A 15,133-nucleotide genomic window follows, 5' to 3' on the forward strand; every position below is an offset into this window, starting at 1 on the left:
TCAAGGAAACGCCCATGCCGCCCGATTTCATGCCTCCCTTCACCGCTCCCTATGCACCGGATGATGGGGCCATCGCCGCCGGGCTTCTGGCCGACGCAGCCATGACGCCCGCCCAGGACGCGCGGATCGACGCAACGGCAACGCGCCTGATCGACGCGATCCGCGCCAAAGACGACCGCTTCGGCGGCGTCGAGGACATGCTGCGGGAATATGCGCTGTCCACCAAGGAGGGCCTCGCGCTGATGGTGCTGGCCGAGGCGCTGCTGCGAGTGCCGGACGCGCGGACCGCCGACGCCTTCATCGAGGACAAGCTCGGTCAGGGTGACTTCATTCATCACGAGACCAGATCCAGCGCCTTCCTGGTCAACGCCTCTGCCTGGGCGCTCGGCATCTCGCAGCGGGCGATCCAGCCCGGCGAGACGCCGACGGGCACGCTAGGCCGGCTGGCCAAGCGGATCGGCCTGCCCGCGGTGCGCACCGCGACGCGGCAGGCGATGCGGCTGATGGGCAGCCATTTCGTGCTCGGCGAGACCATCGATGCGGCGCTGGCCCGCGCCCGCACGCCGTCCGAACGTCCGGCGCGCTACTCCTTCGACATGCTCGGCGAAGGCGCCCGCACTGCCGACGACGCGAAGCGCTATTTCGACTCCTATGCCTCGGCTATATCAGCCATCGGCCACGCCGCCGGCAACAACCCGCTGCCCGACCGGCCGGGTATCTCGGTCAAACTCTCGGCGCTGCATCCGCGCTATGAGGCGGTGAGCCATCAGCGCGTGATGCGCGAACTGGTGCCGCGCCTGATCGCGCTGGCGCAGCAAGCGAAGAGCTATGACCTCAATTTCACCATCGATGCCGAAGAAGCCGACCGGCTCGAATTGTCGCTCGATGTGATCGATGCGGCCTTTGCCGATCCGTCGCTGGCGGGATGGGACGGATTCGGGCTTGCTATCCAGGCCTATCAGAAGCGCGCCGAAGCGGTGATCGATCACATCGACGCGCTGGCGCGCCGTCACGATCGCAAGATGATGGTGCGCCTCGTGAAAGGCGCCTATTGGGACACCGAGATCAAGCGTGCCCAGGAACGCGGGCTCATTGGCTATCCGGTGTTCACCCGCAAGGCGATGACCGATCTCAACTACATCGCCTGCGCGCAGAAGCTGCTCGCTTTGCGGCCGCGCATCTTTCCGCAATTCGCCACGCACAACGCGCTCACCGTCGCGACCATCCTCGAACTGGCTGGCACCAGCGGCGGCTACGAATTCCAGCGCCTGCACGGCATGGGCGACGCGCTTTACGATCAACTCGGCAAGGACCATCCCGCGATCCGCTGGCGTACCTATGCGCCGGTCGGCAGTCATCGCGATCTGCTGGCCTATCTGGTGCGGCGGCTGCTGGAGAACGGCGCGAACTCATCTTTCGTGGCGATTGCCGCAGATGACACCGTGCCGGTCACGACGCTGCTGAAGCGGCCTGCCGCAATTATTGGCGCGCCCGACGGCGCGCGACACGCGAAGATCTCGCTGCCTGGCGATCTCTATCGACCCGAGCGCACCAATTCGCACGGCATCGAATTCGGCGAACGCGCTGCGTTGAACAAATTGCTGGCCGAGATTGCGGCCAGCAAGCCTGACATGGATAAGGTGGTCGATGCCACTGCCGAGCAGGCAGGTGCTGCTGTGACGGCAGCACGCGCCGGCTTTGCATCGTGGAGCCACACCCCAGCACATGAACGCGCGGCGATCCTCGACAACGCCGCCGACCTTCTGGAACAGCGCCGCGCGTCCTTCATCGCATTGCTGCAACAGGAAGGCGGCAAGACGCTCGATGACGCGCTGTCGGAAGTCCGCGAGGCCATCGACTTCTGCCGCTATTACGCCGCGCAGGGCCGCGAGCAATTCGGCACTGGCCAGACAATGCCCGGGCCCACCGGCGAGAGCAACGTGTTGAGCCTGCGCGGCCGCGGCGTCTTCGTCGCCATCTCGCCGTGGAATTTTCCGCTGGCGATCTTTCTCGGCCAGGTGAGCGGCGCGCTGATGGCGGGCAATACGGTCGTCGCCAAGCCGGCCGAACAAACGCCACGCATCGCGGCGCAGGCCGTGCGCCTGCTTCACGAAGCCGGTGTGCCCACATCAGCATTGCATCTGATCCAGGGCGACGGCCGCATCGGTGCGGCGCTCGTCGCGCATCCCGCCATTGCCGGTGTGGTGTTCACCGGCTCGACCGAGGTGGCCCGATCGATCAACCGCACCCTCGCCGCCAAGGATGGCCCGATCGTGCCACTCATCGCCGAGACCGGCGGCATCAATGCGATGATCGTCGATGCCACCGCGCTGCCCGAACAGGTCGCCGACGATGTGGTGATGTCAGCGTTCCGGTCGGCCGGGCAGCGCTGCTCCGCGTTGCGGCTGCTGCTGGTGCAGGACGATGTCGCCGACCGCATGATCGAGATGATCGTTGGCAGCGCGCGCGAATTGAAGCTCGGCGATCCCGCCGACCCGGCGACGCATATCGGTCCGGTGATCGACGCCGAGGCAAAGCAAAAGCTGGATGCGCATATCGCGCGCAAGACGATCGAGGCACGCGTGCATCTTGCGGGCACAGCACCTGCGGGCAACTTCGTCGCGCCGCATATCTTCGAACTCAAGAGCGCGCGGCAACTCACCGAGGAAGTGTTCGGCCCGATCCTGCATGTGGTGCGCTATCGCACGGCCGGCTTCGACAAGGTGTTGCAGGATATTGCCGACACCGGCTACGGGCTCACGCTGGGCGTGCATTCGCGGATCGACGATATGGTTGAGCGCGTGATAGCCCGCCTGCCGGTCGGCAATGTTTATGTGAACCGCAATATGATCGGCGCGGTGGTGGGCGTGCAACCCTTCGGCGGCTTCGGCCTGTCCGGCACCGGGCCGAAAGCCGGCGGTCCGCACTACCTCGCCCGCTTCGCCACTGAACAGACGGTCACGATCAACACAGCTGCCGCGGGTGGCAATGCAGCATTGATGACAGATCAAAACTGATCCTTCTTACCCTCCCCTGGAGGGGGAGGGTCGGTGAGCAGCACGCAACGCGTGTTGCGAGACGGGGTGGGGTGAAGCCACAACGACGGAGCTTGCTGCTTCACCCACCCCGCTGCGCGCTATGCACGCAGCGACCCTCCCCCTCCAGGGGAGGGTTAGCTGAGCCCGTTGCATCACCCGTCGAAGATGGGTCAAATGCGCCACCGGATTCCAGATGGAATTAAATTCCGGCAGACGGCAAGAACAACACGCAGAACAAAAGCGACGGGAGTGACGCATGGAAGACGGTCTGTTCAAGGGGCTGAAGGTGCTGGACTGCGCGAGTTTCATCGCCGCGCCCGCCGCAGCCACAGTGCTGTCCGACTTCGGCGCCGACGTCATCAAGATCGAACCGCCCGGTGCTGGCGATCCCTATCGCAACCTGCCCAACCTGCCCGGTTATCCCAAGAGCGAGCACAACTATGCGTGGATGATGGAGAGCCGGAACAAGAAGAGCCTCGCGCTCGATCTAGCGAAGCCGGAAGGCCAGGCGGTGCTCTACAAATTGATCGCCGAGGCAGATGTCTTCATCACCAATTTCCCGCCGCCGGTGCGCAAGCGCCTGAAGATCGCCTATGAGGATATCGCACCGCTGAACGAGCGGCTGATCTATGCCTGCTTCACCGGCTATGGCGACAAGGGCGCGGAAGCCGACAAGCCCGGCTTCGACTCTACCGCTTGGTGGGCACGCTCCGGCATGATGGATCTCGTGCGCGCCGACGAGGACACCACGCCTGCGCGTTCGATCGCCGGCATGGGCGATCACCCCTGCGCCATGGCGCTCTATGGCGCCATCGTCACCGCACTTTACAAGCGCGAGAAGACCGGCAAGGGCTGCCAGGTGAAATCCAACCTGATGGCCAACGGCGTGTGGTCGTCGAGCGTGCTGGCGCAGGCCAAGCTGGTGGGCGCCAAGTTCGAGAAGCGCCGCTCGCGCGAGGAAGCGCTCAACGCCGTCACCAATCACTACAGGTGCCGCGACGGCCGCTGGATCATGCTGTCGCTGCTCGCCGAGGAGCGGCAGTGGCCGGCTTTCACCAAATGCCTCGGCCGCGAGGACCTGCGCGACGATCCGCGCTTCGCAACCAAACCCGATCGCCATGCGCGCTCGGTCGAACTGATCAAGATCCTGGACGAGGTGTTCGCGACCCGCGACCTCGCCGACTGGCGCGAGCGGCTTGACGGCAACGGCCTCGTGTTCGGCTTCGTCGGCATCCTCGACGATATTCCGAACGATCAGCAGATGAAGGACAATGACGTGCTGATCCCGTTCGAGGGAACCGACATCCTCACCATCAACAGCCCGATCTGGATTGGCGGTGAGACCAAGCGCAAGCCGCATCTGCCGCCGTCCATCGGCCAGCACAGCGACGAGATCCTGCGCGCCGCAGGCTTCGATGATGCCGATATCGCGCGGTTGCGAGCTTCCGGCACGGTAGCATAGTCGCGCAAGCCGCGGGTTACGCAGCCCGTGCGAAAGAGTTTCAAATTGCGATGTGGCCCGTGATCACGAAGTGGTCACGGGCCGATCTGAAACCGCCTCTCCCAAGATGCGTAGCTGATCTCGTTAGCGCAACAGGCACTCGCCATGTCGTGCGGCCACGAGATCACGACGTCTGCGGATTCCCCGCCGGCGACGCCACTATCAACCGGGAGACGACCATGTCCAAGAAGCGCATTGCATTGCTGTCATTTGCCGCCTTCAGCACGCTGATGATTTCGGCGAGCTTCCTTGAGCCTGCTGCTGCCAAGATGATGAAGGGCGAGAACACCGTCATGGTAGGCGGCGCCGCAATGTATCCGTCGAAGAACATCGTCGAGAACGCGGTGAATTCGAAGGATCACACCACGCTGGTCGCCGCCGTGAAGGCGGCCGGCCTCGTCGATACGCTGGCCAGCCCCGGCCCGTTTACCGTCTTCGCGCCGACCAATGCCGCATTCGGCAAACTGCCGAAGGGCACGGTCAATACGCTGGTGCAGCCCGAGAACAAGATGACCCTCACCAAGATCCTCACCTATCATGTGGTGCCCGGACGGCTCTCGGCGGCCGACCTCACCGATGGCAAGAAGCTGACGACTGTTGAAGGCGAACAACTCACCGTCAAGCGTTCGGGTGGCAAGGTCATGATCGTCGATGCCAAGGGTGGCGCCTCCACCGTGACGATCCCGAACGTCAACCAGTCGAACGGCGTGATCCACGTCGTGAACACCGTGCTGATGCCGGGCTGATTGATCTTACCTCTCCCCGCTTGCGGGGAGAGGTCGAATTGCGAGCGGAGCGGAGCAATTCGGGTGAGGGGGAGCCAATATTTCACAAGCCGCCCCCTCACCCGTCTCGAACGCCCTTCGTGCGTTCGATCCACCCTCTCCCCGCCTAGCGAAGCTATGCTTCGCACTGCGGGGCGAGGGAAACGCTAGCGCGCCAGCAGCCATCCGAAGAAGCCGAGCCCGAGCAGAACCGCCACACCGATCGCCCAGACGCTGACGCGGATACTGCTTGTCGTCTGCTGCTTGCTCTCGTTCTCGGCGATCGCGATATCCCGTTCCTTGATCTCTTTGTCGGTCTCGTTCATCGCGCCCTCATTTCATTTCACGAAACACATGCCAATCGCAGACGATGCATCCGCGCCAACCTGCTGACAGGCGAGACCTTCGGCACAGGTCCAGGACGCGAAGCTCTCGTCCGCGACGCCGTTCTGCTTCGGTCGATAACATGTCGCGCCCCAGCCATCGAGGAGAGGCGATCCCGCTAGTTCATTGTTACCACGCATCTGCGGGCGATCCGAAAAACCGCGCGAAAAATCCGGCGCCTTTCCATCGCGTATCGCCATGACGATATCGCGACGGCGGGGCTGGTCACCGATGAAATGCGGCGATGCTGGAACCGTTCCCTGCGATTGCTCTGCCAGAGTATCCGCACCAGGAAAATGGAAGCCACCGATGCCGCGGATCTGGTGACAGCCACCGCAGGTAATGTCGTTCAGCCGGCGCGCGAAGCCAGCGGGCGAGCGGATGTTCTCGAGCGCGCCGCCCTGCGCCACCGCCCGCTCCAGCGCGGCGACGACGTCACGCTCGCTGAACACACCCCTCCCTTTGCTGTCTATCAACCCGAATTCCGGCTGCAGGGCCGACGGTGCAAAGCCGACCGGTGTCGACGACAGCGACGAGATCGCGAGGAATTTCTCGGGGATCAAAACCGTGCCGCGATCGAAGCTGCGCAGATTGTTCGGCGCGAGCAGCCAGTCTCGAAACGCGTTACCGAGCGCCGCGTCAGCCAGCAACCGGTCACGGTCGATCTGGTTCTCCATGGGTGCCTCGCGAAACTGCTTCGCGCTGGCATCGAAGCGAAACACCTTCTGCAAATAGTCGGTGCGGAATTCCTGCGTATCGGACTTCGGTCGATGCGCGATCTGCAGATTGGTCTCGATGCGATCAATCTGCGCGGCTGTGATTGTCGCAAGCGGGCCATCCGGTTTCAGCAGACGATCCGCGCGTGCAGCGCCAGTTTCGGTGAACGCCGCAGAGTCGAGCCAGCGCCCGGCGAGATCCGCGCATGTCACCGACGCATCGTGCGGGTCCTTCGCACGAAGTACAAGATTGAGCGTCATCGGCAGGCGCGGCGGCGCTATGCCAGCGGCCGTGCGCGTGAGGCGATAGATCAGCCTGATCTCACCGCAGGTATCCGGAGTGACATAAGCCCGGTCCATACGACTGACGATTCCGGCGAGCGCGAAGCGCGCATCGGGCGATGTCAGCATCGCCTGGTCGAACAGTTGCACGTCATGGCCGGGGCCGACTCCGATCCTCACGCGCGGCTGACGCTTTTGATGATCGGCGAGATAGCGCGCAAAGGCGTCATCCAGCGCGGCGCGGACCGGCGTCATCGCAGGCAGAGCAAACAGCGCGTCGCTGGGGATCGGCGTTGTCCGCGCGGGATCGAGCAGCTGCGCAAGGCCGAATCCGCGTGTCTCAAGTGCCCGCAACACACCGGGATCGGTGACGGCGAGACCGTTGCCCTCGTTAGCCTGCGCGACTGCGACAGGAGCTACGAGGCCGAGCAGCACGGCAATGAGGCTCAAGCGAAGTCGCACGGTGCAATCCCAAACGTCACGTCGGGAGGCTAGCCCAAAACAAAGGCCGCTGCACCAGCAGCGGCCCGAAGGCAGTCATCACAGGAAGAGTGGATCAGCGAGCGACGATCAGGCCCTTGGAGGTGACCACCGTCCAGCGGCCGTCCTGCTTGCGGATCGCATCGATACGACCAAGACCGGGAACGGGATCTCCGGCATAGACTTCGAAGATTCCGGCACGGCCCTCGATGGTGGCGCCGCCGCCTGCGATGTCGATGATGCGCCAGCCTTCGACCATGGGCAGGCGCGCAACTTCGGGCTTCGGTGCGGGGGTCGGCACCGGGGCGTTGATCGAACCCGTGACTTCCTTGGCCGGCGCCGAGGCAACCTGTGCAGGGGCCGGCGCGGCCGCAGCTGCAGGCGGCGGCGTGGTGCGCAGCTTTTCGACGGTCTCGCTCAGCTTGGCGAGTTTCGCGGCCGGTTCAGCCTGCGCCTTCTCGAGCTTGTCGAGACGCTCGGCAGACTTCGCGCGCGCCGCAATGGACTGCTTGGCGTTGCGGTCAACCTCGGCCTTGAGCGCCGAGAGTTCACCGTCGAGGCGGGCGATATGGTCTTCCAGCGCCTGGTTGGTCGACTTGGTGTCGTCGGCGGCAAACAGCTTGCCGAGGCCCGACATCGCGACCGAACCGCCAACTGCGCCGACAGTGATGCCCAGCGCGATCATGGCGGCAATAGCCATCATCCGGCTACGGCCAGCCTTCTCTGCCGACTCAATCTTCGGCTCGGAATTGACGAAGTCTTCCCAGGAGCGCTCGCGCGACGCATTCTCACGGGACGCGCCCTCATGCGGGCCGCTGTCGCGGGAGGGAGCCATGATGGTGATCCGGCCGGGCGCTCCGAGCTTCGGCGCTTCCCGCTTTGGCATCTGGGCGGGGCGCTCCTCGCCCTGCTCCGGTGCGAGCTTCGGCGAATCCACGTGAATGTCAGCATCGTGGGAACCGGCCGCCGCCGCGGCGCCGGTGTCGACGTGATCGCCGCTGACGTCTGGGGTGGAATCGGCCTTGTGCTCGCTCACGATCAAATTCTCCGGAATAGATGAACACTTTGGTAACTTTCATTGCTTGCCAAATCCTTACCGCCCGCCGTGCTTACGAAAATTTCACCTCTTATCCGGCGGCGGAACCGTCGCTTGACGCGTACCCGCCTGCCCCGCACAACAGCTGCAAACAGAACAATCGGGGAAATGCCATGAAGCTCTACGATTCCATCGGGCCGAATCCGCGCGTGGTGCGCATGTTCTTGGCCGAGAAGGGCATCAGCCTCCCCGTCCAGACCGTCGATCTTGCTGGTGGCGAGAACCGCGAGCCTGCGCATCTGGCGCGCAATCCGCATGGCCAGATGCCGACGCTCGAACTGGACGATGGCGCCTATGTGTCCGAAACCGTGGCGATCTGCGAATATGTCGAGGAGACGCATCCGATGCCGCCGCTGATCGGCACCACGCCCGAGCAGCGCGCGGAGGCACGGATGTGGCGCCAGCGCGTCGATCTCAACATCTGCCAGCACATCGCCAATGGCTATCGCTTCGCCGAGGGATTGAAGCGCTTCGAGACGCGCATCGTCTGCGTCCCCGAAGGCGCGCCGGGCCTGAAGACAATCGCCATCGACCGGCTGCGCTGGCTCGACGGACAGATGGGCGGCAAGACCTTCATCTGCGGCGAGCGGTTCACCATGGCCGACATCGTGTTGTTCTGCTGGCTCGATTTTGCCGACAAGGTGAAGCAGCCATGGGACCGGGGCAATGCGAAGATCGCGGCGTGGTTCGAGGGGGTGAATGCGCGGGAGAGTGTGAAGGCGTAACTGGCGCTCTGACACAAAACTCCGTCATGGCCGGGCCTGTCCCGGCCATCCACGTCTTTATTCGTTTTGTTGCCAAGGCGTGGATACGCGGGACAAGCCCGCGCATGACGGCTGAGAGGGCGTAACGGCTACAGCACCACCGGCGCATCGGGCAGCTCATTCACAGACGCGTCGTCCCGCGGGAAATGCGTCGCCAGATGCTGCGTCACCGCGTCGATGCCCTTGATCACGCCGCGCTCGAAACGGCCGGCGCGGAACTCGGCTTCCATCATTTGGCAGATCGCTTCCCAACCGGCTTTGCCGACGCGGGCATCGATGCCGCGATCGACCACGATCTCGACATCGCGATCGGCGAGCAGCAGATAGATCAGCACGCCGTTGTTATGCGCCGTATCCCAGACACGCAGTTGCGCGAACACATCGATGGCGCGCGCGCGGGCGGACTGATTGCGGAACAGCGGCGCACCGTCGAGCGCGCCTTCGACGACAAAGCGGATCTGTCCGGCATGGCTGGCCTCGGAGACCTTGATGGCCTGTTCGATCCTTGCGAGCGATTGCGCCGGGAACGCCTTGCGGACGCGTGAGCGATTGCCGAGCAGATGCTTGCCTATGCGTTTGAGGCTCATCACCAACTCCCCGAAGCGCCGCCGCCGCCGAAACTGCCGCCGCCACCACTGAAGCCGCCGCTGCTCGATGAACTCCCCGACGACCAGGAGCCGCCGCCGCCCCCGATATAGCCACCGCCGCGGCGTCCGCCGCCACCGCCGCCCGACATGAGGGCCTCGCTGATCAGCGTAAAGAAAAACGCGACCGCGCCGAGAATGCCGCCAAACAGCAGGCTGCCGGCGACAAGCCAGACCACCGCGGTGACGAGCCCGCCGGTCGCCAGCGAGCCGAACAGCCGGCCGAAAATGTTGCGCAGGATGCTGCCGAAGATCAGAACGCCGAACAGCAGGAACGGCGCATATTCCATGATCTGATCGAGGGCATTCGAATTGCCCTTCCATTCATCCGGCGCCGGCAGCGGCTCGCCGTCGATCACCTTGATGATCTGGTTGACGCCGGCCGTGATGCCACCCGCAAAGTCGCCGGCCTTGAAGCGCGGCGTGATGATCTCGTCGATGATACGCTTGGTGGTGACGTCGGTCAGCGCGCCTTCGAGACCATAGCCGACCTCGATGCGCAGCTTGCGGTCGTTCTTCGCCACCAGCAGGATCGCGCCGTCATCGACTTTCTTGCGGCCGATCTTCCAGGCTTCGGCGACGCGGATGGAATATTGTTCGATCGATTCCGGCGCCGTCGTGGGCACGATCAGCACTTCAATCTGACTGCCTTTGCGCGATTCGAAATCGCGCAGCGTGCTGTCGAGCGATGCCTGCTCGCTCTGGCTCAGCGTCGCGGTCTGATCGACCACGCGCCCCGTCAGAGCCGGCACGGCCACATCGGCCAGAGCGACGGCGCTCCAACACATCAGCAAGGACAACAGACAGGCTTTGATCGCCTTCATCGGATCGGCCCGATCGGCACCGGCCTATTTCGCGGGGGCCGGCGTCGGATTGAAGTCGACCTTCGGCGCCGTCGAGATCTCGCTCTCATTGGCGACGGAGAAATTCGCCTTCTCCTTGTAGCCGAACATCATGGCCGTCAGATTGTTCGGGAAGGTGCGCACGCCGACGTTATAATCCTGCACCGACTTGATGTAGCGGTTGCGCGCCACGGTGATGCGATTCTCGGTGCCTTCGAGCTGCGACATCAGATCCTTGAACAGCGCGTCCGACTTGAGCTGCGGATAGTTCTCGGTGACCACGAGCAAGCGCGACAGCGCGCTGGAGAGTTCGCCTTGCGCGGCCTGGAATTTCTGCAGCGCAGCGGGATCGTTGACCACGTCAGGCGTCGCCTGCACCGAGCCGACCTTGGCGCGTGCATTTGTGACGCCCAGAAGAACGTCTTTCTCCTGTTGCGCAAAGCCCTTCACGGAATTCACGAGATTCGGCACGAGGTCCGCGCGGCGCTGATACTGGTTGACCACCTCCGACCAGGCCGACTTGACCTGCTCGTCATTGGTCTGGATCGCGTTGTAACCGCAATTGGTCAGGCTGAGGGTCGCCAGTGCTGCCAGCACGGTCAAAAACTTGCGCATGAAATTCTCCTGTGACGCGGCTCAATGGTTCGGCCGCTTCTAGCACAGGCAAACGACGAAAGCCGCCACAAGTTCATCGCGAATGCTGCAATGCCCATACGGGTTTGTGTTTGCATGCCCGGCATTCATTGTTAGCCTTGCCACAACCATCGGCCCACAGAAGCCGAGGACATACTGGGAGGACTTCATGACGGACGTGCTCAACGCGTTTCCGACCGTCGGCGCGCAGACCTTGCGGGCGCTGGCGCGCTATCCGGATCGCATCGCCTTCAGCTGGCCGGGTGGCTCGATCACCTATCGCGGCACCACGGATCTGATCGCGCGGCTGCAGAATGTGTTCATGAACCTCGGCGCACAGCCCGGCACCAAGGTGGCGCTGCTGACCGCCAATCGCGCCGACACCTGGTGCGCCGGGGTCGCTGCGCAACTGTCGCGCTTCGCCATTTCCTGGCTGCACCCGCTGGGCTCGATGCAGGATCAGATCGACCAGATCGAGGACGCCGAGGCAACGATCCTGATCATTGACGCCGACAATTTCCTGCAGCGCGGCGGCGAACTGGCATCGCGCGCGCAAGGCCTGCAGCACGTGTTCACGCTGGGCCGTGCCGATTACGGCATCGATCTGTTGAAGGTCGTCGGCTCGGGTGGCAGTGCCACCGCGCGGGACTTTGCGCAGGTCGATGACATCGCCGTGTTGAACTACACCGGCGGCACCACCGGAAAATCCAAGGGCGCGCTGCGCCGACATCGCGAAGTGTCGGGCTTTGCCAGCGCCATCCTGTCCGACTTCGAAATTCCGGATACGCCGAGCTATCTCACGGTGGCGCCGATCAGCCATGTCGCCGGCACCAAGGTGCTGCCGACGCTGATGCGCGGCGGCACGGTGCATATGCTGAAGGGCTTCGATCCCGAGGCAGTGCTCAACACCATCGAACGCGAGCGGATCAATTTCACGCTGTTCGTGCCGACCATGATCTATGTGCTGCTCGATCATCCGACCCTGCCAAAGGTTGACCTCTCCTCCCTTGACCTCGTGCTTTACGGCGCGTCGCCGATGTCGCCGAGCCGGCTGGTCGAAGGCATCGAGCGAATCGGGCCGGTGTTCTCGCAGCTTTACGGGCAGACCGAATGCTATCCGGTGTCGGTGCTGCGTAAAGCCGATCACGATCCGAGGAATCCCGAACTGTTCCTGTCCTGCGGATTCCCCATCGCAGTCTGCGACGTCCGCATTCTCGACGATGACGATCAGGAGGTCTCGCCCGGCGAGGCCGGCGAAATCTGCGTCCGTGCGCCGCATGTGATGAAGGAATACTGGAAGCGGCCGGAGCAGACCGCAGAGACGCTCAAGAACGGCTGGCTGCATACCGGCGATATCGCCCGCAAAGACGAGCGCGGCTACATGTTCATCCTCGACCGCAAGAAGGACATGATCGTCTCCGGCGGCTTCAACATCTTCCCGCGTGAGATTGAGGATGTGCTCACCACCCACGCGGATGTGGCGATGTGCGCCGTGGTCGGCGTTCCCGACGACAAATGGGGCGAAGCCGTCACCGCCATCGTGGTCGCCCGCGGCGGCGCGAAGCCGAATGCGGATGAGCTGATCAATCTGGTGAAGACCCGCAAGGGTTCGGCCCATGCGCCGAAGCACATCAAATTCGTCAATGAACTGCCGATGACCGGCGTCGGCAAAATCGACAAGAAGGCGCTGCGCGCGAGCTTCTGGGTCGGGCGCGAACGGATGGTGGGGTAAGGGCCACCAAACACGTCATTCCCCGGCACACCAGTTGGTGTAGCGGGGAACCTCGATGAGTTCATCACCTCTCTCCACCCACAGGAGAGAGTTGATGAACATATCGGGATTCCGGGTTCACCCCGAGCGCTCCGCGCTCGGTCTGCCCCGGAATGACGAGCGCGGGGCAGCCACCGGCACGCCCGGAGGCAAACCAATTGGTTCCCCAGGGAATGACAGTGGAGGGTCACCGCCTAGTGACTTGCATCATGATATCCGCTCTCCTATGTTCCTCCCGCCATGCAGCGCAAGAGTTTCGAGAAACTGGAATGCCCAATCGCCCGCAGCCTGGAGCGCGTCGGCGAGTGGTGGAGCATTCTGATCATGCGCGATGCCATCTACGGCATGACGCGGTTCGACCAGTTCCAGAAGAACCTCAATATCGCGCCCAACATGCTGACCCGCCGGCTGGCGGTCCTGGTCGAGGCCGGACTGCTGGAGAAGCGGCAATATTGCGAAAAGCCGCCGCGCTACGAATATATCGTGACCCCGCGCGGCCGGGATTTCCGCTCCGTCCTATGGTCGATACAGAGCTGGGGTAACCGCCATTTCGCGCCTGAGGGAGAGAGCGTCGTCCTGATCGACAAGGAGACCGGCGAGTCCGCCGATCCCATCCTTGTCGACCGCCGTACCGGCAAACCAATCACCGAAGCCACCCACGCCAATGCCCCCGGCCCCGCCGCCAGCGCGCGCGTGCAACGGCGGCTCACCAAACCGCGCCCGCAGAAGGACGGATCATTATGAAACTCGAAACGCCGCAGGCCATCGTGGCCGCGACAACCGCGCCGATCCCGGAGATGAACCCGCGGACGCGGATGCTGCTGCAGGCGCCGATCGCTTCCACGCTGGTCAAGCTGGCCTGGCCCAATCTGCTGGTGATGCTGGCGCAGGCCTCCACCGGCCTGATCGAAACCTGGTGGGTCTCGCATCTCGGCTCCGACGCGCTGACCGGCATGGCGGTGGTGTTTCCCGGCTTCATGATGATGCAGATGCTGTCGGCCGGCGCCATGGGCGGCGGCATTTCCTCGGCTATCGCGCGCGCGCTCGGCGCGCGGCGCACCGACGATGCCGAAGCACTGGTGATGCATGCCACGCTCATCAATATCCTGCTCGGCCTGATCGGCTCGGCAATTTTCCTGATCTTCGGCCGTGCGATCTATGGCGCGATGGGCGTCAGCGGCGGCGCACTCGACGCCGCCATGCAGTATTCCAACGTGGTGTTCGGCGGCAGCGTGCTGGTCTGGCTGATGAACGGCTTTGCAAGCATCATTCGCGGCACCGGCAACATGCTGGTGCCGTCGCTGTCGATCTGTATCGGCGTGGTCCTGTTGATTCCGTTATCGCCGCTGCTGATCTTCGGCTGGGGTCCGATCCCCGCACTCGGCATCGCCGGCGGTGGCTGGGCCGTGGTGCTGTCGACCTTCACGGTGGGCGCGGTGCTCGCCGGCTACATCCTCTCGGGCCGCTGCATCGTCCATTTCAGGCTGGCGCGGCTGCGCTGGGATCTCTCAGCCGACATCCTGCGCGTCGGCGCCATCGCGGCGGTGATCTCCCTGCAGACGAGTTTCACGGTGCTGCTGACCACCGCTCTGGTCGGCGGCTTCGCTGGCGGCGACGCCGTGGCGGGCTTCGGCACCGGCGTCCGGCTGGAATATCTGATGGTGCCGCTGGCCTTCGGCTTTGGCGGCCCGCTGGTAGCGCTGGTGGGCACCAATATCGGTGCGGGACAGGAGCAGCGCGCGCTGCGGGCGGCGCTGATCGGCGGCGGCATGGTGTTCGTGATCACCGAAACCGTCGGCCTGGCGGCCGCAATCTGGCCGGCCGCGTGGCTCGGCCTGTTCGGCTCGGATCCGCAGATGATCGAGACCGGCAGCGCCTATCTGCGCATTGTCGGCCCCGCTTATGGCTTCTTCGGCCTCGGCCTGTCGCTCTATTTCGCCTCCCAGGGCGCCGGCAAGATGCTCTATCCCCTCCTGGCCGGCGTGCTGCGCCTGCTGATTTCGATCGGCGGCGGCTGGCTGGCGCTGCGGCTGACGGGATCGCTGACCTGGCTGTTTGCCTGCCTGACATTTGCCTTGGTCGTCTACGGCACCATCATCGTCACGGCGGTGGCGTCCGGGACCTGGTTCAAGACCAAGCCGGTCTGACGGCGATGTGATCAGCCGAAAGCGGATTTTCCGTTGGGAATAAAGATGTGCATATGCCTCATGCAGTTACA

The 15,133-nt window shown here is 63.9% G+C and carries 13 protein-coding genes; 7 read left to right on the forward strand and 6 right to left on the reverse strand.

Annotation, left to right across the window (positions count from 1 at the left end):
- Positions 1-14 precede the first annotated feature (14 nt).
- The 3 genes from putA to SFY93_RS25875 all read left to right on the forward strand — a co-directional run bounded on the left by putA (position 15) and on the right by SFY93_RS25875 (position 5,285).
- Complete coding sequence (gene putA / locus SFY93_RS25865) at positions 15-3,017, forward strand: bifunctional proline dehydrogenase/L-glutamate gamma-semialdehyde dehydrogenase PutA (protein ID WP_320445111.1); 3,003 nt, start codon at positions 15-17, stop codon at positions 3,015-3,017.
- A 277-nt stretch (positions 3,018-3,294) separates the two neighbouring features.
- The gene (locus SFY93_RS25870; RefSeq protein WP_320445112.1) at positions 3,295-4,500 is read left to right on the forward strand and encodes a CaiB/BaiF CoA transferase family protein; all 1,206 of its coding nucleotides are present in this window, start codon (positions 3,295-3,297) and stop codon (positions 4,498-4,500) included.
- A 218-nt stretch (positions 4,501-4,718) separates the two neighbouring features.
- The gene (locus tag SFY93_RS25875) at positions 4,719-5,285 is read left to right on the forward strand and encodes a fasciclin domain-containing protein (RefSeq protein WP_120291570.1); all 567 of its coding nucleotides are present in this window, start codon (positions 4,719-4,721) and stop codon (positions 5,283-5,285) included.
- Positions 5,286-5,470: 185 nt separating this feature from the next.
- Here the strand turns inward: SFY93_RS25875 and SFY93_RS25880 are convergent, their stop codons facing one another.
- From SFY93_RS25880 to SFY93_RS25890, 3 genes are all read right to left on the reverse strand, one after another.
- A complete protein-coding gene (locus SFY93_RS25880; RefSeq protein WP_176454609.1) occupies positions 5,471-5,629 on the reverse strand; it encodes a hypothetical protein in 159 nt (52 codons plus the stop codon).
- Between the two features lie 12 nt (positions 5,630-5,641).
- Positions 5,642-7,147 (reverse strand): hypothetical protein, encoded by a 1,506-nt coding sequence (locus SFY93_RS25885; RefSeq protein ID WP_320445113.1) that lies wholly within the window; start codon positions 7,145-7,147, stop codon positions 5,642-5,644.
- A gap of 94 nt (positions 7,148-7,241) precedes the next feature.
- Complete coding sequence (locus tag SFY93_RS25890) at positions 7,242-8,201, reverse strand: hypothetical protein (protein ID WP_320445114.1); 960 nt, start codon at positions 8,199-8,201, stop codon at positions 7,242-7,244.
- A 173-nt stretch (positions 8,202-8,374) separates the two neighbouring features.
- On the opposite strand from SFY93_RS25890, the gene SFY93_RS25895 reads away from it, so the two are divergent.
- Entirely contained in the window at positions 8,375-8,986 is a 612-nt protein-coding gene (locus tag SFY93_RS25895) for a glutathione S-transferase family protein (RefSeq protein ID WP_320445115.1), read from the forward strand.
- A 128-nt stretch (positions 8,987-9,114) separates the two neighbouring features.
- Here SFY93_RS25895 and SFY93_RS25900 read toward each other — a convergent pair whose 3' ends face one another.
- From SFY93_RS25900 to SFY93_RS25910, 3 genes are read right to left on the reverse strand one after another with little or no spacing between them, the layout of a single operon-like run.
- Positions 9,115-9,612 (reverse strand): TPM domain-containing protein, encoded by a 498-nt coding sequence (locus SFY93_RS25900; RefSeq protein ID WP_320445116.1) that lies wholly within the window; start codon positions 9,610-9,612, stop codon positions 9,115-9,117.
- Positions 9,612-10,493 carry a TPM domain-containing protein gene (locus SFY93_RS25905; RefSeq protein WP_320445117.1) on the reverse strand — a complete coding sequence of 294 codons (882 nt, stop codon included), beginning with the start codon at positions 10,491-10,493 and terminating at the stop codon, positions 9,612-9,614. The genes SFY93_RS25900 and SFY93_RS25905 overlap by 1 nt, the downstream gene beginning before the upstream one ends.
- A gap of 24 nt (positions 10,494-10,517) precedes the next feature.
- Positions 10,518-11,126 (reverse strand): LemA family protein, encoded by a 609-nt coding sequence (locus SFY93_RS25910; RefSeq protein ID WP_089265314.1) that lies wholly within the window; start codon positions 11,124-11,126, stop codon positions 10,518-10,520.
- Between the two features lie 187 nt (positions 11,127-11,313).
- Here SFY93_RS25910 and SFY93_RS25915 point away from each other — a divergent pair, with 187 nt between their 5' ends.
- The 3 genes from SFY93_RS25915 (at position 11,314) to SFY93_RS25925 (ending at position 15,062) form a co-directional block, all read left to right on the forward strand.
- Positions 11,314-12,876 carry an AMP-binding protein gene (locus SFY93_RS25915; RefSeq protein WP_320445118.1) on the forward strand — a complete coding sequence of 521 codons (1,563 nt, stop codon included), beginning with the start codon at positions 11,314-11,316 and terminating at the stop codon, positions 12,874-12,876.
- Positions 12,877-13,155: 279 nt separating this feature from the next.
- Positions 13,156-13,659 (forward strand): helix-turn-helix transcriptional regulator, encoded by a 504-nt coding sequence (locus tag SFY93_RS25920; RefSeq protein WP_320445119.1) that lies wholly within the window; start codon positions 13,156-13,158, stop codon positions 13,657-13,659.
- Positions 13,656-15,062, forward strand: a complete 1,407-nt coding sequence (locus SFY93_RS25925) for an MATE family efflux transporter (protein WP_320445120.1) — start codon at positions 13,656-13,658, stop codon at positions 15,060-15,062. The genes SFY93_RS25920 and SFY93_RS25925 overlap by 4 nt, the downstream gene beginning before the upstream one ends.
- The last annotated feature ends 71 nt before the right edge of the window (positions 15,063-15,133 follow it).

The sequence above is a fragment of the Tardiphaga sp. 42S5 genome, from assembly GCF_034044155.1.
Taxonomy (GTDB): domain Bacteria; phylum Pseudomonadota; class Alphaproteobacteria; order Rhizobiales; family Xanthobacteraceae; genus Tardiphaga; species Tardiphaga robiniae.

Coding starts and splice junctions, on each gene's coding strand:
- SFY93_RS25875 (WP_120291570.1), top strand. CDS start 4,719: ATGTCCAAGAAGCGCATTGCATTGCTGTCATTTGCCGCCTTCAGCACG.
- SFY93_RS25870 (WP_320445112.1), top strand. CDS start 3,295: ATGGAAGACGGTCTGTTCAAGGGGCTGAAGGTGCTGGACTGCGCGAGT.
- SFY93_RS25925 (WP_320445120.1), top strand. CDS start 13,656: ATGAAACTCGAAACGCCGCAGGCCATCGTGGCCGCGACAACCGCGCCG.
- SFY93_RS25880 (WP_176454609.1), bottom strand. CDS start 5,629: ATGAACGAGACCGACAAAGAGATCAAGGAACGGGATATCGCGATCGCC.
- SFY93_RS25910 (WP_089265314.1), bottom strand. CDS start 11,126: ATGCGCAAGTTTTTGACCGTGCTGGCAGCACTGGCGACCCTCAGCCTG.
- SFY93_RS25895 (WP_320445115.1), top strand. CDS start 8,375: ATGAAGCTCTACGATTCCATCGGGCCGAATCCGCGCGTGGTGCGCATG.
- SFY93_RS25900 (WP_320445116.1), bottom strand. CDS start 9,612: ATGAGCCTCAAACGCATAGGCAAGCATCTGCTCGGCAATCGCTCACGC.
- SFY93_RS25915 (WP_320445118.1), top strand. CDS start 11,314: ATGACGGACGTGCTCAACGCGTTTCCGACCGTCGGCGCGCAGACCTTG.
- putA (WP_320445111.1), top strand. CDS start 15: ATGCCGCCCGATTTCATGCCTCCCTTCACCGCTCCCTATGCACCGGAT.
- SFY93_RS25905 (WP_320445117.1), bottom strand. CDS start 10,493: ATGAAGGCGATCAAAGCCTGTCTGTTGTCCTTGCTGATGTGTTGGAGC.
- SFY93_RS25920 (WP_320445119.1), top strand. CDS start 13,156: ATGCAGCGCAAGAGTTTCGAGAAACTGGAATGCCCAATCGCCCGCAGC.